19 protein-coding genes are annotated in these 20,802 nt (G+C 30.7%); 2 read left to right on the top strand and 17 right to left on the bottom strand.

Going from position 1 to position 20,802, the window contains the following annotated elements; all coding sequences use genetic code 11:
* Positions 1-335: 335 nt before the first annotated feature.
* From Q3304_RS02930 to Q3304_RS02900, 7 genes are all read right to left on the bottom strand, one after another.
* Complete coding sequence (locus tag Q3304_RS02930) at positions 336-653, bottom strand: PTS lactose/cellobiose transporter subunit IIA (RefSeq protein WP_021385850.1); 318 nt, start codon at positions 651-653, stop codon at positions 336-338.
* Positions 654-665: 12 nt separating this feature from the next.
* Positions 666-1,397 (bottom strand): chitin disaccharide deacetylase, encoded by a 732-nt coding sequence (chbG, locus tag Q3304_RS02925; RefSeq protein WP_407814295.1) that lies wholly within the window; start codon positions 1,395-1,397, stop codon positions 666-668.
* 22 nt (positions 1,398-1,419) lie between these two features.
* Positions 1,420-2,730: a 6-phospho-beta-glucosidase gene (locus Q3304_RS02920; RefSeq protein WP_407814294.1), complete on the bottom strand. Its 1,311-nt coding sequence runs from the start codon at positions 2,728-2,730 to the stop codon at positions 1,420-1,422.
* A gap of 82 nt (positions 2,731-2,812) precedes the next feature.
* The gene (locus Q3304_RS02915; protein ID WP_054271474.1) at positions 2,813-4,120 is read right to left on the bottom strand and encodes a PTS sugar transporter subunit IIC; all 1,308 of its coding nucleotides are present in this window, start codon (positions 4,118-4,120) and stop codon (positions 2,813-2,815) included.
* A 22-nt stretch (positions 4,121-4,142) separates the two neighbouring features.
* Positions 4,143-4,454, bottom strand: coding sequence for a PTS sugar transporter subunit IIB (locus Q3304_RS02910; protein WP_407814293.1), 312 nt, complete (start codon positions 4,452-4,454; stop codon positions 4,143-4,145).
* A 200-nt stretch (positions 4,455-4,654) separates the two neighbouring features.
* The gene (locus Q3304_RS02905; RefSeq protein ID WP_054271475.1) at positions 4,655-5,359 is read right to left on the bottom strand and encodes a GntR family transcriptional regulator; all 705 of its coding nucleotides are present in this window, start codon (positions 5,357-5,359) and stop codon (positions 4,655-4,657) included.
* A 94-nt stretch (positions 5,360-5,453) separates the two neighbouring features.
* Positions 5,454-6,815 carry an MATE family efflux transporter gene (locus Q3304_RS02900; RefSeq protein WP_054271476.1) on the bottom strand — a complete coding sequence of 454 codons (1,362 nt, stop codon included), beginning with the start codon at positions 6,813-6,815 and terminating at the stop codon, positions 5,454-5,456.
* 301 nt (positions 6,816-7,116) lie between these two features.
* Here Q3304_RS02900 and Q3304_RS02895 point away from each other — a divergent pair, with 301 nt between their 5' ends.
* Both Q3304_RS02895 and Q3304_RS02890 read left to right on the top strand, forming a co-directional pair.
* Positions 7,117-8,880 (top strand): bifunctional homocysteine S-methyltransferase/methylenetetrahydrofolate reductase, encoded by a 1,764-nt coding sequence (locus Q3304_RS02895; protein ID WP_407814292.1) that lies wholly within the window; start codon positions 7,117-7,119, stop codon positions 8,878-8,880.
* 206 nt (positions 8,881-9,086) lie between these two features.
* Entirely contained in the window at positions 9,087-10,238 is a 1,152-nt protein-coding gene (locus Q3304_RS02890) for a GGDEF domain-containing protein (protein ID WP_407814291.1), read from the top strand.
* Between the two features lie 80 nt (positions 10,239-10,318).
* On the opposite strand, the gene Q3304_RS02885 is transcribed toward Q3304_RS02890, so the two are convergent.
* The 10 genes from Q3304_RS02885 to Q3304_RS02840 all read right to left on the bottom strand — a co-directional run bounded on the left by Q3304_RS02885 (position 10,319) and on the right by Q3304_RS02840 (position 20,800).
* Positions 10,319-12,037, bottom strand: a complete 1,719-nt coding sequence (locus Q3304_RS02885) for a putative 2-aminoethylphosphonate ABC transporter permease subunit (protein ID WP_054271479.1) — start codon at positions 12,035-12,037, stop codon at positions 10,319-10,321.
* A gap of 4 nt (positions 12,038-12,041) precedes the next feature.
* Positions 12,042-13,031, bottom strand: coding sequence for an ABC transporter ATP-binding protein (locus Q3304_RS02880; protein ID WP_407814290.1), 990 nt, complete (start codon positions 13,029-13,031; stop codon positions 12,042-12,044).
* Between the two features lie 84 nt (positions 13,032-13,115).
* Positions 13,116-14,165: a putative 2-aminoethylphosphonate ABC transporter substrate-binding protein gene (locus tag Q3304_RS02875; protein ID WP_407814289.1), complete on the bottom strand. Its 1,050-nt coding sequence runs from the start codon at positions 14,163-14,165 to the stop codon at positions 13,116-13,118.
* 287 nt (positions 14,166-14,452) lie between these two features.
* Positions 14,453-15,121, bottom strand: coding sequence for a V-type ATP synthase subunit D (locus Q3304_RS02870; RefSeq protein ID WP_054271482.1), 669 nt, complete (start codon positions 15,119-15,121; stop codon positions 14,453-14,455).
* A gap of 5 nt (positions 15,122-15,126) precedes the next feature.
* Positions 15,127-16,500 carry a V-type ATP synthase subunit B gene (locus tag Q3304_RS02865; protein ID WP_407814288.1) on the bottom strand — a complete coding sequence of 458 codons (1,374 nt, stop codon included), beginning with the start codon at positions 16,498-16,500 and terminating at the stop codon, positions 15,127-15,129.
* The gene (locus tag Q3304_RS02860) at positions 16,497-18,275 is read right to left on the bottom strand and encodes a V-type ATP synthase subunit A (RefSeq protein ID WP_074179830.1); all 1,779 of its coding nucleotides are present in this window, start codon (positions 18,273-18,275) and stop codon (positions 16,497-16,499) included. Before Q3304_RS02860 ends, Q3304_RS02865 begins: the two co-directional genes overlap by 4 nt.
* 116 nt (positions 18,276-18,391) lie before the next feature.
* Positions 18,392-18,709 carry a V-type ATP synthase subunit F gene (locus Q3304_RS02855; protein ID WP_009893746.1) on the bottom strand — a complete coding sequence of 106 codons (318 nt, stop codon included), beginning with the start codon at positions 18,707-18,709 and terminating at the stop codon, positions 18,392-18,394.
* Positions 18,702-19,679: a V-type ATP synthase subunit C gene (locus tag Q3304_RS02850; protein ID WP_054271485.1), complete on the bottom strand. Its 978-nt coding sequence runs from the start codon at positions 19,677-19,679 to the stop codon at positions 18,702-18,704. The genes Q3304_RS02855 and Q3304_RS02850 overlap by 8 nt, the downstream gene beginning before the upstream one ends.
* Before the next feature lie 14 nt (positions 19,680-19,693).
* A complete protein-coding gene (locus Q3304_RS02845) occupies positions 19,694-20,257 on the bottom strand; it encodes a V-type ATP synthase subunit E (RefSeq protein ID WP_407814287.1) in 564 nt (187 codons plus the stop codon).
* 51 nt (positions 20,258-20,308) lie between these two features.
* On the bottom strand, positions 20,309-20,800 hold the full coding sequence (locus Q3304_RS02840) for a V-type ATP synthase subunit K (RefSeq protein WP_021385913.1): 492 nt from the start codon (positions 20,798-20,800) through the stop codon (positions 20,309-20,311).
* Positions 20,801-20,802 lie beyond the last annotated feature (2 nt).

The raw sequence follows: 20,802 nt of genomic DNA, 5'->3' as shown, positions 1-20,802 counted from the left end.
ATATATACTACAGATAAGGTTTTCTCATATTAAACAATAATTTAAAACTTGAATTTTTATATAGACAGAATGACTTTTCAGTTAAACAATGATAAAATACAATTTATAAAGAAATCTTTAGTAAGAAGGGTTTAAAATATGGATGATTGGCTTATTATTGAAAAAATTGAAGATGTAGTTGTTGGCACTAGTATACCTTATAATTATGAGAAGTCTAAATTTTAAAACATGGATAAAAGCATAATAGATTAGTAAATTCTATTTTAATAAAAAGAGTATCTGTAATAATTATAATAAATCATTACAGATACTCTTTTTATGATAAATGCTTTAAATTACTTATTTTCTAATCTTTCATATACATCTATAAATTCTTCTGCTAATTGCTGAAAATTCATAGATGTCATTAAATGGTCTTGTGCATGAATAAGTATAACGCTTATATCAGTTTTATTACCACTAGCTTCATTTTGTATTAGTTCTGTTTGGAATTTATGAGCTTTATGAATTGATTCTTTTGACTTTTCAATACATTCTCTAGCTTTGTCTATATTTCCACTCTTCGCTTCTTTTATAGCTTCAAATGCCAATCCTTTTGCATCCCCTGCAAATCCAATTATTCCAAAAGATATTTCTATCATTTTTTCATCCATATATTCTACCTCCTAAATATCTCTATAGCTTGATATGACTAATCCATTCTTTTCTAAAAATTCTTTGACCCCTTTAGATGTAAGTATCCTATGCTCTTTTGTTCTATCAATTGCATAAGATGTAGAATTTAAAATATAATCATCTAAAAAAGCTGGGTGAGACATAATATCCACTACATCATACTTCATTATTTTGTCTATATTTTTTATAAAAAACTCTTCACTTACATTTTCCTTATAAAAACTATCAATTAATGGAACTACCTTTGAATACTCTAAATTATATTCAAATCCGCCTCTTATTGGAAGGTCATACTTATTTACAATCTTCTCTATAACTGGCTTTAAACTTACTAAAGTATGGATATGATGGTGACTATCCAGATGAGATATTTCTATTCCAAGTTCTTTTACTTTATCTATTTGAGCACAAAGTTCTCTATAAATCTCATCACAATCCATATTTTTAATAATTTCGTCTGTAATTCTTCTAATAAAAAAACCTTCTTTGTCAACAATAGTTTTTAAGTCAGATAATAATGGTCTACCACAGCTTAAAGTCATGTGAACGCCACAATTTAAAGACTTATTTTCTTTAAGTAATTTTACTCCATGTTCTACTCCAGGCATATTCGCCATCATAGAAGTAGACTTCACTATCCCATTATTATGAGCTGATATTATACCATAATTCACAGCTTCACAATAGCCAAAGTCATCTGCATTTATTATAATTTTAGTCATACCACAACCTACTTTCTATAGATTATCTATTAAATCTAGGAAGATAATCCTTATGAGCTTCTAACATTTCATCTAATATAGTTTTCGCCAAATCATCTGAAGGAATCAATGGATTTATACAAAGTGCCAAAAGGGCAGATTCATAATCTCCATAGACAGCTGCTTTAGCTGCCAATACTTCAAATGACTTAATTTGACTTACTAACCCATGTACAGAATCTGGTAAGTATCCCATACTTAGTGGTTTTGGACCATTTTTTGTTATTACACTGCTGACTTCTACAGCTTGCTCGTCTTTAAAGTCTCTTATTGCACCATTGTTTAATGTATTAACTACTTGAATATCTTTTTTATCATTGTATATAGAGCTTATCAAATTACAAGCTGCATCACTATAATAAGCTCCCCCTCTTTTTTCAAGCTGAGGTGGTTTTATATCTAGTTTTTCATCTTTATACAAATCAAATAGTTGCTCCTCTAATTCTTTAACTACTTGACCTCTGGCTTTTCCTTCTTTAAACTCTCTCAACTCATCTTCAAGCATTTCTTTAGTTTTATAATAATATCTATGATATGGACAAGGTATTGCACCTAGAGATTTTATAAATTCTGAATTAAAGTCAATTGCCTTTATGTTTTGCATACTTATATCTGCTTTAACAAACTTATCTATTGCTTCTTTTGTAACATCTTCTCCATCTAAAAATACATTTAAACCATAAACCATATGATTAAGACCTGCAAAATCCATACTTACTCTATCGCTTTTTACATTAAATAGTTTGGCAACATCGTTTTTTAAATGAATTGGAACATTACATAAACCTATATATTTTTTAAAGTTAGTATATTTGAATACAGCTTCCGTTATTATTCCTGTTGGATTTGTAAAGTTCACCATCCATGCATTTGGACATAATTCTTCCACATCTTTTATTATATCAAATATAATTGGTATTGTGCGAAGGGCTTTGAATAGCCCTCCAGCACCATTAGTTTCTTGACCCATAACTCCATGAGATAAAGGAATAGTTTCATCTTTAATTCTTGCATCTAAAAGACCTACTCTAAGTTGTGTTGTCACGAAATCTGCATCTTTTAGAGCTTCTCTTCTATCTAATGTAAGATTTATTTTCATATCTATTCCAGCTTTTTTTACCATCCTTTTAGCTAAATTTCCTACTATCTCTAATTTTTCTTTTCCATCCTCTATATCTACAAGCCACAATTCCTTTACAGGTAGCTCTTCATATCTATTTATAAAACCCTCTACAAGCTCAGGAGTATAACTTGAACCTCCTCCGATTGTAACTATTTTTAGTCCATTTTTCATCTCATTATACCATCCTTACCTATAATTTAGTGTATTCTATACAACTTGATAAATTAATTATGCGTATAAAATTACCTAGTTGTTAATTTTTTAGTTTCTTAGCCTCCATTTTTTCAGATGCTATGACGAATGGAATATATATTAATATTGACAATATTAAATTAAATAGTGCTAAAGCTCCACCAGTCCAATCGCCTGTAGCCATTGCTCCACCTAGTATAGGAGGTGTCACCCAAGGTATTTTAGGTAAAATTACTGGTGCTACTAATCCAAAATCTATTGCTAAGTATGATACAGCACTACATATTACTGGTGCAAGTACAAATGGAATCATAAATATAGGATTTAAAACTATTGGAAGTCCAAATATTAATGGTTCTCCTATATTAAATATTGCTGGTGGCCCACCTAATACTATCATTTCTTTACGTCTTCTTCCTGCTATTATTAAAGCTATAATTAATCCTAATACCATTCCAGAACCACCTAAATATACAAATGCATCAAAGAATGAACCTGCAAGTACATGGTATCCTTCAGTTGCTCCTGCTTGGGCTAAAGCAGCATTTTCTCCACCTAACTTCATAAGTATAGTTTCTGTAAAAGGAAGTGCTATATTTGCACCATGAAGACCAACAGTCCAAAGTATATGAATTATAAATGCAATAAGCATTGTAGAACCTAGACTATCAGCTACATTTGATAGTGGTGCTCCTAAATAAGTATTTAGAATATCTGTTAAGAAACTTCCATTTGAAAACATCTTTATAAATAGTCCTATTACTGTAAATATCATTATAGTTAACATTCCTGGTATTAACTTTGCAAATGACCTTGAAACTGCTGGTGGAACTCCATCTGGCATTTTTATAGTTAATTTTTTTACTTTAGATAATCTTACAAATATCTCAGTTGATAATAATCCTATTAATATAGAAGAGAACAATGCTGCTGTACCTAAGTAAGTTTGTTGTATCATTCCCCATCCTTCAACTGCTGTAGTTCCTCCTTCAGGAACTATTTTACCAATTTGTGGAGCCATTATAAAAAAGATAGATAGTGCTATAAGTCCAGCCTGTAACCCATCACTTTCATAAGATTTAGCTAAGAAATAGGCAACACCTATTACTAAAAATACTGCCATAGTACCTATTGCTCCCCACCAAAGATCGCCTCCAAATGTAGTCCAGTTTTCTCCAAATATACTTGCCATTAAGTTCTTATATGCTTTTAGTGGCAAGTTGTTTATTAATGTTCCTAATGCACCTACCATAGTTATAGGTATCATAGCTATAAATGCATCCCTTACTGCTACTAAGTGCCTTTGAGCTCCTATTTTAGCAGCTACAGGCACTATATATTTATCCATAAATGACATGAACTTTTCCATATTTACATCCTCCAGTACAACTTTATTTCGAATTATTTAATTCTATGGCTCTATCTAATACAGATTTTCCATTACATCTTCCATAATCCATCATATTTATAACTTCTACTGGAATATTATGTGGTTTTGCCATTTCAGTTGCTTTTCCTAATACATATCTAACTTGAGGTCCTAAAAGTAAGACATCACAATTTTCTATTTCATTTTTTAAGTTTACTTCTGATATAGCCCATATTTTCGCCTCTATATCGTTTTCCTTTGCAGCATCCTCCATTTTCGTAACTAACAAACTAGTTGACATTCCTGCTGAACAAGCTAACATTATTTTTATCATTTTTTTCCCTCCAAATTAGATTTATTAAATATTTTTTAAGTCATAATTTCTTTAAATTATACATTTAAAGTATGCTTTTTTATTAATTATTATTCCAATGTATATATCTTATTTTTAAATGTATATACATTTAATTCTTGATATTATTATATATCAAATGTATATACATTTCAAGAAAACTTTTTCATTTTATTTAAATTTTATTCGACAACAGCACTCAAAGTTAAAGTATATCCATGATGATATGTGTGTGAGTATTCAAAAACCTCACTATTTTGTAACTTGCAGATTTGATTTATATATAAAAGTGCCTCTGGTTCTTCTAACTTCAAGTTGACCATACATTCTTCATTTGATATTACAGCTTGTACTTCTCTCTCTGACATAGCTATCTTATATCCACACACTTCTTCAACAAAATTATAAAGAGAATTTTCACAATGCATCTTATTTAAATTTGGAAATAGCTTAACTGGCATATAAGTAATCATATATGAAACTCTTGCATCATTTGCTAATCTTACTCTTTTTATTTCCCATACATTTTCTTCCAGACTTATATTCAATCTACTTGATAATTCTTCATCTGCCTGAACTATCTCAAGAGATACCAATATGTTAGATACTTTATATCCTTTACTTTCCATCTCTTTAGTAAATCCACTGACAGATGATATATTATCATATATATTATTTGCAAGAACTATACTTCCTACACCTCTTTGTCTGGCTATATATCCTTCTTTTACTAAGTTATTTAGTGCAGACCTTACAGTCATTCTAGTCACATTAAACTCCTCACTTAGCTGTTTTTCAGAGGGGATTAAATCCCCTTTCTTCAAACTATCTGAATTTATTAATTCTCTAACATGATTTTCTATAACTTTATAAATTGGCTCTTTCATTTAATTCACTCCTTATTAGTTAAATCTTTTGCATAATAAGATAATTTTATATACAAATAAAGAAAATGTCTATACATTTAAGATAATTTTAATTTTATTCAGACATCTTATACAACTTTCCAACTTTAAGTAAATATATAAATAAACTTATCATTAGTGTCCCTTTTAAGATACTTGATAACGTTATACTCCACCATACACCATCTAAACCTAATATTTCTGGTCTGGATATAAGGTAAGCTAATGGTACTCTTGCACCAGTCAATATAGTAACTATAGTAGAAGGTATATAGGTTCTCCCTAATCCTTTGAAAGCTCCCGTTGTAATTATCTCTAAACACATAAAAAACTGAGAATATCCTAGGATTTTAAGATAAGTTGCCCCTTTTTCTATAGCTTCACTTTCATCTATAAAAACAGAAAATATACTCTCTCCTGCAAATACTAGTACTAAAGTAGTTATTATTCCAAGTATAGAAGACACAATTATACCTATTTTACAACCCTTGTTTATTCTAGAGTACTTTTTAGCACCATAGTTTTGTCCAACGAAACTTCCTAATGCAACTGCTAATCCTTCAGCAGTCATCCACGATATTGCTTCTATCTGTGAGCCCACTTTTTGAACAGCAACAGCAACAGGTCCCCATGATGCTACGATTACTCCTAGCAACATTGAAAATACTGTGAACATTCCATTCTGTATCGCTACGGGAAAACCTAATTTATACAACACTTTATAATATCTAAGTTCTATTTTTCTAAATATCTTTATTCTAAAATATTCTTCTTTACTCTTAAGAACTATATATAAAAAACACATTGTAACTACTATCTGTGCAAATACAGTTGCTATAGCAGCTCCTGCTACACCAAGTCTTGGAGCAGGACCCCATCCAAAAATTAATATAGGGTCAAGTATAATATTAGTTATTAATCCTACTGTATTAATGCAAAAAGGAGTTTTGCTATTTCCAAGACCATTGAAAATTGCAGTAAACACTGGGTTTATAAAATAAAATACCATACCTAAGGCTACTATTATCAAATATTGTCTAGACATAGTAATAACTTCTAAATCTCCTAATTTAAAAAAACCTATCAGTTGTTTATTAAGCACTATTAAAGATATTGTATATATTATTGCTAACATAATATTTATTTCTATTGCTGATTTTATATATGATTTGGTGGCACTTATATTGTTTTCTCCTATACTTTGTGCTACTTTTACTTCTCCACCCACCTTAGAAATCATAATAAATGCCATTGCAAGCCATGGAAAAAATCCAGCCGTTCCAACCGCTGCTACTGCCTTACTTCCAGCTTTACCAACCCATATCATATCTATCATGTTGTATCCCATTTGTATAAATGAAGTCCCCATTATTGGAAGTGATAGTTTAAGTAATTTTTCTGTAATTCTTCCTTCTGTTAAATCAAGTCTATCTTTCATTTCCCACCTCTTATAGATTATAAAATTTTAAATTTATTTATACAGCTAGATTTATCAACTTATTTAGTTAAACTCTCTATCATAAATATAATTGCTATATACTCATAAGTATAAATATAATTATTTCCTCAATTACTATTATAATTCTTATCTTAACATCAATTAAGTGGATATAGTTCAATAAATAATAAACTTGTAATTAATTAGAATTATTTATTCTATATTTTCCAAAGATTGACAAGCTTTTTTGGGGTTGATATACTAATATTTAAAATATTTTAAATTCTTATGAGGTGAATCAATGAACATAAATGAATATATAAAAGACTCTATCTTAGTTTTTGATGGTGCTATGGGAACATACTATTCTAAACTAAAGAATAACGCTTTCAACTGTGAAATGGCTAATATCAATGATGCATCTACAATTTTATCTATTCATAGAGAATATATAAGAGCTGGGTGTAAAGCTATTAAAACAAATACCTTTGCTGCCAATGAAATACTCCTAGAATGTGATTTTAAAACTGTCAAAGATATTATCAAAAATGGATATGAAATTGCATTAGAGGCAACAAAAAATACAGATGTATTTGTATTTGCTGACATAGGTCCAATACCTGCTTTAAATGACAGAGATTTACTATCTGACTATAAAAAAATAGTAGATATATTTTTAGAGCTTGGTGCAACAAACTTTATATTTGAAACATTTAGTAATGATGAATATCTACCAGAAATCTCAAGTTATATAAAGAAAAAACAACCAAATTCATTTATATTAACAGAATTTGCAGTTAATCCTGAGGGATTTACTAGACTTGGAAAAAGTGGTGCAAAAATATTTGAATCTATTTCAAAGAATAAAAACATAGACGCATTAGGATTTAATTGTATCTCTGGACCACATCATCTATTGCATTTTATAAAGACAATTGATATTAATGACAGTATAGTTTCCATTATGCCTAACGCAGGCTATCCTACTATCATCAATAACCGTACTTTTTTTGAAGATAATTCAGACTATTTTTCAGAACAAATGTTGGAAATACTAAACCAAGGGATTCATATATTAGGTGGATGTTGTGGTACAACGCCAGAATTTATAAAAAAGACTGTTGATATAATAAATTCTTCATATAGAGGTGAATCTGCTATAGAAAAAGTTATTTCTTCAAAGGAAAAAATCAAACCAATATCAAAAAATAAACTTTTGGAAAAACTTGAAGTAGGTAAAAAAATTATAGCAGTTGAATTAGACCCTCCAATTGATACAGATATTGAATTTTTTATGAGTAGTGCCAAAAAATTAAAAGACCACGGAGTCGATGCAATTACAATTGCAGATTGTCCAATAGCTAGGGCAAGAGTTGATAGTAGTTTATTAGCTTGCAAAATAAAAAGAGAATTAGATATTACCCCTATACCTCATATGACATGTAGAGATAGGAATATTAATGCAACTAAAGCTCTCCTTTTAGGACTTAATATTGAAAATATAGATAATGTACTTGTAGTAACTGGAGACCCTATACCATCTGCTGAAAGAGATGAAATAAAAGCTATGTTTAGCTTTAATTCCTCAATATTAGCAAATTACATAAAAACATTGAATGAAAATACATTTAATACACCTTTTAATATACTTGGAGCATTAAATATAAATGCAATAAACTTCGATTCTCAACTTAAACATGCTAAGATTAAAATAGAAAATGGAGTTACTATGTTTTTAACTCAGCCAGTTTTAACAGAACAAGCTTTAATAAACCTAAAAAAAGCTAAAGAAATACTTCCTGCAAAGATACTTGGAGGAATAATACCTGTTGTAAGCTATAGAAATGCTTGCTTTATGAATAATGAGATTTCAGGGATTACTGTTTCTCAAAATATTATAGACCTGTACAAAGATACATCAAAAGAAGAGTCTACCAAGCTTGCTATTAATATATCTACTCAAATAGCAAAAGAAATTGAACCCTATGTAGATGGTTATTACATTATTACACCTTTTAAAAGAATTGATATAATATGTGATATAATAGCAAATATTTATAAATAAAATATTTATAATATAAGTAATATTAAAATATTTATTAAAATATATTATAATTCTATAAAGCTTTATATTTTAAGGTTATAGGCTTGTTTATTCGTTGTAATTTTTATATAAATTTGGTAATATATAGATATATTATGGTGAAATTTATAGATATATATTAATTATGAGGAGATTGTGGGAAGCTCTTTTCACAAAACAACTAAGCTATGAAAATAAATAAAAAATTTAATAGAGTTGATATGCAGGTTTCAATACTTACTGAAATTATTGTAATAATATCTTCTTCGTGTGTGTATTTTTTTAACTATCAATTGACTTACAATGATATGATATATACTTTGAGTGAAAGTTCTAGACGCATATATGAGTATGCAGAAAAAAATATTGATAAAGATACATTTACTGAAATTAACTCTAAAGAAGACCAATCAAAAAACTCTTATAAAAGTTCTAAGACCTTATTAGAATCTATAAAAAATACCACTGGAGTCATGTATCTATATACTGCTAAAAAAACAAAAGATGGCTCATTAGTGTATGTTGTTGATGGCTTAGATTCATCTAGGAGTGATTTTAGAAACGCTGGTGATTTAATAGAAAAAGAAATTTGGGGTGACCTTAACAAAGCGCTGGATAATAATATATTGCTCCCTAAAAAAATTAAAGCAACATCCTGGGGATACATATTCATATCATACTTTCCTATTCACAATAATGATGGTGAAGTTGTTGGGGTAATAGGAATTGAATTTGAAGCAAACCATCAATACAATACATTTAAATTTATAAGCATAGTTACACCACTTATAGCATTATTGACTTGTCTAATATCAGCATTGGTTGCGGTAGTTCTATTTAAGCGTATATCAAACCCTACATATACTGATTTTGCTAATACAGATTACTTAACAGGTTTAAAAAATAGAAATGCCTTCGAAATAGACATGAATAATTTGAACAATTTAAGTATAAAAAAGCTAATATCTATCATATCAATAGACTTAGATGGCTTAAAAAAAATCAATGATAAATTTGGTCATCAGACAGGAGATTTATACATTAAGCATGCAAGTAAAATTATAAGAGATGTTATAGCTAAAAAACATGTAGTTTATCGTGTTGGCGGAGATGAATACATAGTCATTCTAAAAAATTCATCTCATGAAGAGATAAATACTATTATAAATAATATCAATTTAAAAATAATTGAAGAAAACTCGACTAACGAGTTAAAGTTATCAATGTCTATTGGATATGCTGTTTTTGATGATAAATTAGATGTTTCTTTGTTTGATACATATCATCGTGCAGATTCTCAAATGTACGATAATAAAAGGAAATTTAAAACACGTGATTAACATTAATTCTAAGCTTAAAAAGTCTATTCCATAAATAACAAGAATAGACTTTTTTAATTTGTATTTTTTTAAGAATTTATTTAGTTAAGATTTGTCCTTTTTTCCAAACGATTTTTTATGAACTCATGTATTACTTTCACTAATATGTTTGTAATTAGTATTAATACTGCCAATGCTGCAGCCTGTGCAGTGCTACCTTTATCATCCAATTGTACAATTGATATTGCAGCCACTTTTGAACTTGCAGTATATATAAATACTAAAGCTGATATGGTCACCATAGAGTTTAAGAAAAAATACATAAAATTTTCTAAAACTGCTGGCAAACAAAGTGGTATAGTTACATTTTTAAGAATTGATGCACTGTTTATCCCCATCGACTTAGCCACCATATCTAATTCCTTATCTACTTTCTTAATGGCTGTAGTAGCAGTTATAAACGCTACTGAAAAGAAATGTACTACATTACATATAACCATTATAAGTACTGTTCCATATAATCCATTGAATAAGTTTTTAATGTATATTGTATCCATAAAATTAAACTCTAACTTATTAAAAAATAGTACATAAGATATACCTAAAACCAACCCTGGCAATGCCATAGGTAATGTACTTAAAAAATATCCAAATGATTTTAAATACGGAGCTTTTTCTGTTTTTTCATTTAGATATGCAAATAAGAAAACAAAGCTTGTACCAAGAATAGCTGTTAATAGTGACATTTTTATTGAATTTATAAATGGTGTAATTCCATCAATACTATTTTTCATAGAAAAGTGTTCTAGTGTGAGTCTTAAATCATATGGCCAAACAGATATTAAGGATGATAAGATTACAGTTAACATTACAGCTATTATACCAAATGCAATAAACCCTACAATCCCACCAAAAATACTATCTCTTAATTTATTAGATTTAATTTTATATGGAATTGACTTTGAATTTATATACGAATTTTGATTCTTTTCAATTTTTTTAGTTACCATAAATGATATTATTGCAGGTATTAAAAGTAAAATTGATACAGTAGCACCCATTGGCATATTTTGTTGTCCTATAATCTGCTTATACACATCTATTGATAATACATTAAACTCTCCTCCAATTACTTTTGGAGCTCCAAAGTCTGTAAAGCATAATGTAAATGATACAAATGCAGAACTTATCAAAGAGTATTTTATACTAGGAATTGTTATACTTATAAATTCTCTTATTTTACTTATACCCATAGTGTTACTAGCTTCATATAATCTATAATCCGTTGAACTTAATGATATATAAAGTATTTGAAATGATTGAGGAAATACATATATAATTTGTGCTAATATTATTCCTACTGCTCCATATATTGGAACATGTATTCCAAGTAAATTAGTTACAACCCCTTGATTCCCAAACAAATATACTAAGCCTATTGCGTGCATCATTGTTGGAGCAAACATAGGAAACATTGCTAACGACTTAAAAAATCCCTTAAATTTAATCTTTGTCCTCGTTAGTGCATACGCATATACTAATGCAAGTGTTAATGATATTACAGTTGATATAATAGATACAAATACTGTATTTTTCAGCGAATTCAACAGAGCTTCAGAAGCTAAGTATTCTTGGAAGTTTTGCAATCCAACAAAGACTCCATCTTTATCTAAAAATGCCTGCACAAATAGATATATTATAGGTGCCAGTAAGAATATTACTAAAGACATAACCAATACTGTAAGCATGCACTTTTTTATATCTAGATTCATTTTTGATTTAAGACTTATACCCTTAGAACTCATAGCATTATTATTCATATACTTATGCTCCTTTAACTTTTGGATACTTTAAATAGTATTTTTCATCTATATTTATCTTTACAAGGTCACCTTCTACTAAATTTAAATTAACCCATTCTTTTATAGAAACATCACTTATTATGAAATTTTCATTTAATTTATCTTTTATTTCTACTCTTAGGAGATTTCCTCTGAACTCTATGTTAGATATTATTCCTTGATAATTTTCTTTTGTTGATTTCTCCATTTGAACATATTCAGGTCTTACAGTTAATATAGAATCTCCATCATCAAAGCAGTTTGTATCTCCTATAAATTGAGCTGTAAATAGATTTTGAGGATTTTGATATATTTCCTCTGGAGTTCCTATCTGCATTATATCTCCTCCGTTTAAAATAGCGATTTTATCTGCCATTGTTATAGCTTCTTCTTGGTCATGTGTTACCATTATTGTTGTTATATTAAGTTCTTTTTGTAGCCTTTTAATATCCATTCTAAGCTTGTGTCTAACCTTTGCATCTAATGCAGACATTGGCTCATCTAAAAGCAAAAACTTTGGTTCAAGCGCTAATGCTCTCGCTATTGCAATTCTTTGTTGTTGCCCACCTGATAACGCTTTAGGATATTTATGAGCTTCATGAGTTAATCCCACTATTTCAAGAACTTCCTTAACTTTATTATCTATTTTTTCTTTTGAAACTTTTCTTTCTTTAAGTGGAAAAGCTATATTGTTATATGCAGTCATATTTGGAAACAAAGCATATGATTGAAACACTATTCCAAAACCTCTCTTTGACGGTTCTAAATCTGTAATATCTTTATCTTGAAGAATTATAGCTCCACTATTTACTTCTTCAAGACCAGCTATTATTCTAAGTAATGTAGTCTTACCACATCCACTAGGCCCAAGTAAACATAAAAATTCACCTTCTTCAATATCCAAACTAATATTATTTAAAACCCTTTTTTGGTCATAATTTTTAAACACATTATTTATTTTTAAGTAACTCATATCTTATCTCCCCTTATCTAATTATATTTTTATTTTAAATTTTTTTCTCCTAAAATTATCTCTTCTAAACTATTCAGTTAAATTTTACTTACTTTCAGATTTTGAACCATACTTTGATTCCCAAGTTTTTAATACCATACCTCTATTTTTTGCAGCAGAGTTTAAATCTACTTCCTTTATTAGCTGTTCAAATGGTTGTTTAGAATAACCCTTTGGAACCGGATTATTTGTCTTTATAGAAGTAACTGCTACTTCGTGTGCATATCTATTCATAGCTGAATCACTCATTGCCCAGTCTAAAAATATCTTTGCTTCTTTTTTTATATTCTCTTTTTTAACTAAAGCATTTGCTTCTAAATCCCAACCTGAACCCTCTTTCGGAAATACTACTTCTATAGGTTCACCACTAGATAATTGTTGTGTAGCTCTATATCCAAGTGTAATACCTATTGGATATTCTCCAGAACCAGCTAGTTTAGCAGGCTTTGAACCAGAGTGTGTATATGTAGCTATATTTTTATGTAATTTATCCATATAATCGTAAGCATCTTTTTCGCCCATCATTTGAATAAGTCCTGATACTGTAAGATACCCTGTTCCAGATGATGCTGGATTTGGCATTGTTATTAACCCTTTATATTCTGGTTTTATCAAATCTTTATAACTTTTTGGAACATCAATACCTAGTTTTTCAAGCTCTTTATAATTAACTACTATAGCTGTTTCTGGTACACTCATTCCTACCCAGGATACATCTTCTCCAATATCTTTGAATTTTTTATCAACCTTATCATAATTTTTTGGCTTATACACTTCAAGGGCTCCATCTTCTTTTAACTCTATCATGTTCATTGCTGACAATCCCCATATAACATCAGCTTGCGGATTATCTTTTTCTGCTAACAATTTTGAAGCTATTACTCCATGAGAATCCATAACTATCTCTACATCTATATTTGGATACTCTTCTCTAAAACCTTCCATATAGTAAGCTATTTGCTCTTCCTCTAATGCTGCATATATTGTAAGTTTATTATTTCCTTTTCCTTGAGTAGTTTGTGGTGTTGTTGATATGCAACTTGTCATAAATGTAATTACTACAATACACAGACAAGTAAATATAAATTCTTTCATATCTTCCCCCTTTATGTATTTTATGTGTTTTTATCTTTTTTTAATTGTTTTTTATTGTTTTTGCTTATGTTTATATAATACACCTAATTTGTTAATATAAAGTTAAGTGTAAATTAACAGTTCGTTAATTTTTAGAAATTTTTGTTAAATATGTTATTTTTGATTAATTCTAGTATGCTTTTAAACAATATTTTATTTTTATGGTATCTATATTTTTAATTTGAGCATAAAAAATAAGCCTAACTCCTATAAACTAGAATGTTAGACTTACTTTTATAAGTATTTAATTACACAACCAAATTATTTTTCTTCTTTTCTTCAAGTGCTTTTTTAAGCACCATATCCTTAACCTTCATAAGTCTAGTAGTACTTGCTCTTTCATTTTCCTCAAGCTTCATAGCAATATACTTAATAGTCTCCATGTAATTTGGTATCATTACATTCTCAAGAGCATTAACACGTCTACGTGTCTTTTCTATCTCTTGAGCAAGAAGTTGTGCACTTTTCTCACTTTCTGCAAGTCTTAAAAGTGGCTCCATAGCAGCTGAGAATGCTTCCATAGCAGAATCTAATTCACCTGATGTAAAGGCAAGTCCATAAGGATAAATATCACTTTGATTGTTTTCAGTTTTAAAGTCAAACACAGGAACATCGACACTCATTATATTTTTCGTAGAGACATCTACTGAAACAGATTGCTTTGGCATCATAAGTGCTGAACCTAGATACTCCTGACTCATAACTGCTCTTGCAATTATAAAATTTTTATAAGCACCATCAAGAGCATTTTCTGCTTCTTCACGTAATCGCTTATTTTCTCTTACAATATCAAGAAATTGTTTCATAAGTTCATCAAGCTTATCTTTAAGAAGCTTATGACCTCTTGTAGCAGTTTTAAGGAGTTTCTTAAGTCTAGTCATTTCCATACGTGTTGGATTTACATTTAATCTAGCCACAGATATCACTCCTTAGGCATATATTTTTCAAAATATTCATCACGAATACGTTTAAGTTCACTCTTTGGTAACATACTAAGAAGCTTCCATCCAATTTCTAATGTTTGCTCAATAGTTCTGTCAATTCTAAATCCTTGTGAAACATATTCTTTCTCAAATTCATCTGCAAACTTTGCATACATTAAATCAATCTCAGAAAGTGCAGATTCACCAAGTATTGCCATAAGTTCTTTTGCATCTTTACCTCTTGAATAAGCGGCAAAAAGTTGGTTCATTGTATCTGCATGGTCCTCACGAGTTTTACCTTTACCAATCCCCTTATCTTTTAGACGAGAAAGTGATGGTAAAACATCTATAGGAGGCTGTATATCTTTTTTATAAAGTTCACGGCTAAGTATAATCTGTCCTTCTGTAATGTATCCTGTAAGGTCAGGAATTGGATGTGTTTTATCCTCCTCAGGCATTGTAAGTATAGGAATCATAGTTATAGAACCTTCATGCCCTTTCATTTTTCCTGCTCTTTCATACATTGTAGCAAGGTCAGTATAAAGATAACCTGGATATCCACGACGTCCTGGTACTTCTTTTTTAGCTGCTGAAACTTCACGTAATGCTTCTGCGTAGTTTGTAATATCTGTTATTATAACAAGTACATGCATGCCCTGGTCAAAAGCAAGATATTCAGCTGCTGTAAGTGCCATTCTAGGTGTAGATACACGCTCTACAGCTGGGTCATTTGCAAGGTTTACAAATACTACAGAACGGTCAATAGCACCAGTTGCTTTAAAGTCACTTATAAAGAAATCTGCATCTTCAAAAGTTATACCAACTGCAGCAAACACAACGGCGAACTTAGAATCAGTTCCACGTACTTTTGCCTGTCTTGCAATTTGAACAGCAAGGTTAGCATGTGGCAAACCTGCTGCTGAGAATATAGGAAGCTTTTGCCCCCTAACCAGTGTATTAAGTCCATCTATCGCAGATACACCAGTCTGTATAAATTCTGCTGGATAATCACGTGCTGCTGGATTTATTGGAGCTCCATTTATATCAAGTCTTTTATCTGGTATAATTTCTGGGCCTCCATCAATAGGTTTACCCATTCCACTAAAGACACGACCTAATATATCTGGTGAAACTCCAAAATCAAGACTCTTTCCTAAAAAACGAACTTTACTTTCAGCAAGGTTTATACCTGTTGAACTTTCAAAAAGCTGAACAAGTGCAGTATCTTCATTTACCTCTAGAACTTTACAACGACGAATCTCTCCATTTGAAAGTTCAATCTCTCCAAGTTCATCAAATTTTACACCTTCTACACCGTTTATTAGCATAAGAGGACCGGCTACCTCTTGTATTGACTTATATTCCTTTATCATAGTTCTTCAGCCCCCCTCTTTTTAATAAGGTCTGCAAGCTCATTGTCTATTTCCTCTTCAATTGAATCGTAAGTAGCATCTATACTGTCTTCTTCTACATACTTAGCACGACCAATCTTTTCAAGAACTGAAAGCTTGATAATATCATTTATAGTAACATTTTGCTTGATGGCATCTTGTGCTGACTTATAGAATTTTAATATAAGTCCCATCATTCTATATTGTTTATGAAGTGATGTGTAAGTATCAACTTCGTGGAAAGAGTTTTGATGAAGGAAGTCTTCTCTTATAGAACGAGTAACTTCTAATATCAATCTATCTCCATCTGAAAGTGAATCCACACCAACTAATTGAACTATTTCTTGAAGTTCAGATTCAACTTGTAAAAGTTTCATAGCCTGAGCTCTTTGAGCTGAGAAATTATCATTTACATTTTTATCTGTCCATACATCAACTTTTTCCTGATAGAGTGAATAACTTGTTAACCAGTTGATTGCTGGGAAATGACGCTTATATGCCAAAGAAGCATCAAGCCCCCAGAATACTTTTACTATACGAAGTGTTGCTTGGCTGACAGGTTCTGATGTATCTCCACCAGGAGGAGAAACTGCACCAATTGCTGTAAGTGTTCCTTCTCTATCATCCATACCTAGACAATTTACCTTTCCTGCTCTCTCATAGAATTGAGCAAGACGTGAACCTAAGTATGCAGGATAACCTTCTTCACCAGGCATCTCCTCTAGACGACCACTCATCTCTCTAAGAGCCTCAGCCCATCTTGATGTAGAGTCTGCCATAAGTGCAACACTATATCCCATATCTCTAAAGTATTCAGCTATTGTAATACCAGTGTATATAGAAGCTTCACGTGCGGCAACTGGCATGTCTGATGTATTTGCTATAAGCACAGTTCTTTGCATAAGTGACTCGCCTGTTCTTGGGTCTTTTAATTCAGGGAACTCAAGAAGAACATCAGTCATTTCATTTCCACGTTCACCACAACCTATATATACAACTATATCTGCATCTGCCCATTTAGCAAGCTGATGTTGTGTAACAGTTTTTCCACTTCCAAAAGGACCTGGTATAGCTGCTACCCCACCTTTTGTGATTGGGAAAAATGTATCTATAACTCTTTGACCTGTAACAAGAAGTGAATCTGGTGTTTTCTTTTCTCTATATGGTCTTTCTTTTCTAACTGGCCATTTTTGCATCATAGTTACAGCTATATCGTTACCTTTTTCATCTGTAATAACACAAACTGTATCTTCAACAGTAAATTCTCCAGAATATATTTCTTTTATAGTACCATTAACTCCATAAGGAACCATAATTTTACATTCCACTACAGCTGTTTCTTGAACTCCACCAATTATATCACCAGATACAACTTTATCGCCTACAGCTTTTTTAGGTTTAAATTCCCACTTAACTTCTCTATCAAGTGAAGATACCTCAACACCTTTAGTTATATTAGTACCTGAAATATCATACATTTTTTCAAGTGGACGTTGAATACCATCATAAATAGTTGAAATAAGACCTGGTCCAAGCTCAACACTCATAGGCATTCCAAGAGAAACAACTTCCTCCCCTGGTCCTAGACCAGAAGTCTCCTCATAAACCTGTATAGAAGCTTTATCTCCATGCATTTCTATAATCTCGCCTATAAGATGTTTATCTGAAACTCTTACGACGTCAAACATATTCGCATCTCTCATGCCCTCCGCTACAACAAGCGGTCCTGACACCTTTACAATTGTGCCTGTTTTCATATTCTCTCACCTGCAATCATATACTTTATCAAAATTTAAATACTCCCTCCTATATTTTATCAATACGTACTTTTAGCACTAATAAAATTTGAGATTGTCTTTTATTCAACTTCCATTTATTCTTTAAATAATATATCTGCACCTATAGCACGTTTACTAGATTCTCTTACTTCATTCATACCTAATCCCATACTTCCTCCAATACCTGGAATAACTATAATAGCAGGAAGTTGGTAGTCCTTGTATTTTGCTATTGATTCTTTTGCAAGCAATGATGCCTGTTCTGTAATATAAATTATCGCATACTCATCTTCAACCAACTTATGTATACTTTTTTTAATTTCGTCACTATCATAGGCTGGGAAGATATCTATTCCAAGAGCTAAAAATCCCATGATGCTATCTTTATCTCCAACTACTCCTACCTTATACATAAGCATCCCTTAGCCTTTCTTTTATAGTATCTGCGTCTATATTATTAAGCTTACTAGTCAAAATAATTCTTATTGTTTTTATCTCTGATTCTTTAGCATATAAATAAGCAATTAATGGCTCTAATGTAAGAGGTTTAAATTTTGCTTCTCTAACATATTCCATAAGATAGTCATCACAAAGTTTTTCAAATACAGTGAATCCATTACTCATACCATTTTTACAGATATCAGAGTAAGAAGTAGATTTAAAACATGATGCTGGAGTGTCTGAAGAAAAAGCTTCTAAGAATTTTTCCTTATCAAGTGAGCCACCTGAAACAAACACATTCATAAACATGTGAAAATCTTTCTTCATATTTTTAACTCTTATAAAACTTTTTAGATTTGTTAAATCACAAACTTTCATAACATAATCTATTACAAATTTGTTTTGACTTTCTTTAGCAGTCTCTTTCATACTAGAAAAAGTCGCTTTATCTAAAGCAATATCGACCATCTGACCATTTTGTGTCTTACTATAAACATCAAATGCCTCTACTATGGCTGCTGCCATTATATTAGGTAAATCACTAAAATTACGATTTGCTAAAGATTCTCTAAGCTTAATAAGAGGAATTGTACCTCCATCAATCAAATATTTTTCACCATCTACACCAGAAATTTCTTCTTTAATCAGCACTTTTAAGTTGTGATAGTCATTTTTATAAAGAAATACATCAACAAATTTTTCTTCAGGAGCTAGACCTTTAAGAATTTCATATGTCTTTGATAATTCTTGAGTCAAAATATTCTCAAAATTATGGATATTATTATTCGATGTATCCACATAACCTGCTTCAGCTATAATTCTTAAAGAATCTTCAGGGCTTTTGGCTTCTGCCATTTGAATAAACATTTGTCTGTTAAGAAGCTGTTTTTCAAGCACTCTTATTCGTGCCACGGCATAGGGATAAGTTTTTTCTTCTGCCATTTTTTAACCCCTCCTTAATTAAACAAAATTTCTGCTGCAATTTGCTCAATATCTTCATATTCTACTGCAATTATGGCTTCAAATGAATAATTATACTCAATGTCGCCTTTTTTAACTATAAAGCCTCCAGTAATATCTCTGATTTCATCAGATACTTTAATGCCTTTTTTTGATAACACATCTTTCAATGCTTTTTTATCTTTTTTAGATAATACTATCTGTGAATCTTCTGTACAGTTTGATTTTTCAATCATATTTAATATAATCTCTTCATATTCACTATCTTTAAGATTTAAAAGTTTATTTTTAGCTTCTAAGATTACTTCTTCTAAAATCTCTTGTTTTTTTGATAATATTTGTTTCTTAGCCTCCATATAAGCTCCTGATATTTCCTTAGAAGCTGCTTTTTCTGCTTCTGCCTCTGCAAGCTTTGTATAGGAAGCCATTTCCTTTTCAGCTTTTTCAGTAGCTGAATTTATTTTTGAATCTGCCTCACTCTTAGCTTTATCCAATATTTCTTGTGCTTCTTGTTTGGCATCAGCTATAATTCTGTCAATCATTTTTTGTTCATTACCCATAGGAGTGCTTCCTCCTTTTCATTTTTTTTACTTATGAATTATAATCTATAATTAACCAACTGCAATTCCATTGTAAGCTAAGAAAGAAACAAGTAGTCCTAAAAGAGCATATGTTTCAACTATCGCTGCAAATGTTATAGCCTTACCAAGTTCCTCAGGTCTTTTAGCAACTATTCCAACCCCTGCTGCTGCTGCCTTACCTTGTGCGATACCTGACACCAAACCAACTAAACCAATTGGAAGTCCTGCCATAAGAAGTTGTAAACCTTGAGCTGATGTTGGTATTGCATCTCCCCCAATAATCCCTGCTTTTGATAAAATAAGGAAAGCTATGATAAATCCATATAGACCTTGTGTACCAGGAAGAAGTTGTAAAACTAGAAGTTGACCAAATTTACTAGGGTCTTCTGTTACAACACCTGCTGCGGCTTGACCTGCTATTGAAGTACCTTTAGCAGAACCCATACCTGCAAATAATGCTGCTATAGCAGCTCCTGATATTGCCAAAAATTGACCATTTCCTAACGCGTTTAAAAATTCCATAT

Source organism: Clostridioides sp. GD02377 (assembly GCF_045899875.1).
In the GTDB taxonomy this organism is placed as follows: Bacteria; Bacillota; Clostridia; order Peptostreptococcales; family Peptostreptococcaceae; genus Clostridioides; species Clostridioides difficile_A.
The sequence above is the reverse complement of the archived record's forward strand: the minus strand, read 5'-3'. Positions and strand labels throughout refer to the sequence as shown.

Excerpts from the sequence above, each read along its gene's own strand:
- Q3304_RS02930 (WP_021385850.1), bottom strand. The coding sequence starts at position 653 with ATGGATGAAAAAATGATAGAAATATCTTTTGGAATAATTGGATTTGCA.
- chbG (WP_407814295.1), bottom strand. The coding sequence starts at position 1,397 with ATGACTAAAATTATAATAAATGCAGATGACTTTGGCTATTGTGAAGCT.
- Q3304_RS02920 (WP_407814294.1), bottom strand. The coding sequence starts at position 2,730 with ATGAAAAATGGACTAAAAATAGTTACAATCGGAGGAGGTTCAAGTTAT.
- Q3304_RS02915 (WP_054271474.1), bottom strand. The coding sequence starts at position 4,120 with ATGGAAAAGTTCATGTCATTTATGGATAAATATATAGTGCCTGTAGCT.
- Q3304_RS02910 (WP_407814293.1), bottom strand. The coding sequence starts at position 4,454 with ATGATAAAAATAATGTTAGCTTGTTCAGCAGGAATGTCAACTAGTTTG.
- Q3304_RS02905 (WP_054271475.1), bottom strand. The coding sequence starts at position 5,359 with ATGAAAGAGCCAATTTATAAAGTTATAGAAAATCATGTTAGAGAATTA.
- Q3304_RS02900 (WP_054271476.1), bottom strand. The coding sequence starts at position 6,815 with ATGAAAGATAGACTTGATTTAACAGAAGGAAGAATTACAGAAAAATTA.
- Q3304_RS02895 (WP_407814292.1), top strand. The coding sequence starts at position 7,117 with ATGAACATAAATGAATATATAAAAGACTCTATCTTAGTTTTTGATGGT.
- Q3304_RS02890 (WP_407814291.1), top strand. The coding sequence starts at position 9,087 with ATGAAAATAAATAAAAAATTTAATAGAGTTGATATGCAGGTTTCAATA.
- Q3304_RS02885 (WP_054271479.1), bottom strand. The coding sequence starts at position 12,037 with ATGAATAATAATGCTATGAGTTCTAAGGGTATAAGTCTTAAATCAAAA.
- Q3304_RS02880 (WP_407814290.1), bottom strand. The coding sequence starts at position 13,031 with ATGAGTTACTTAAAAATAAATAATGTGTTTAAAAATTATGACCAAAAA.
- Q3304_RS02875 (WP_407814289.1), bottom strand. The coding sequence starts at position 14,165 with ATGAAAGAATTTATATTTACTTGTCTGTGTATTGTAGTAATTACATTT.
- Q3304_RS02865 (WP_407814288.1), bottom strand. The coding sequence starts at position 16,500 with ATGATAAAGGAATATAAGTCAATACAAGAGGTAGCCGGTCCTCTTATG.
- Q3304_RS02860 (WP_074179830.1), bottom strand. The coding sequence starts at position 18,275 with ATGAAAACAGGCACAATTGTAAAGGTGTCAGGACCGCTTGTTGTAGCG.
- Q3304_RS02855 (WP_009893746.1), bottom strand. The coding sequence starts at position 18,709 with ATGTATAAGGTAGGAGTAGTTGGAGATAAAGATAGCATCATGGGATTT.
- Q3304_RS02850 (WP_054271485.1), bottom strand. The coding sequence starts at position 19,679 with ATGGCAGAAGAAAAAACTTATCCCTATGCCGTGGCACGAATAAGAGTG.
- Q3304_RS02845 (WP_407814287.1), bottom strand. The coding sequence starts at position 20,257 with ATGGGTAATGAACAAAAAATGATTGACAGAATTATAGCTGATGCCAAA.
- Q3304_RS02840 (WP_021385913.1), bottom strand. The coding sequence starts at position 20,800 with ATGGAATTTTTAAACGCGTTAGGAAATGGTCAATTTTTGGCAATATCA.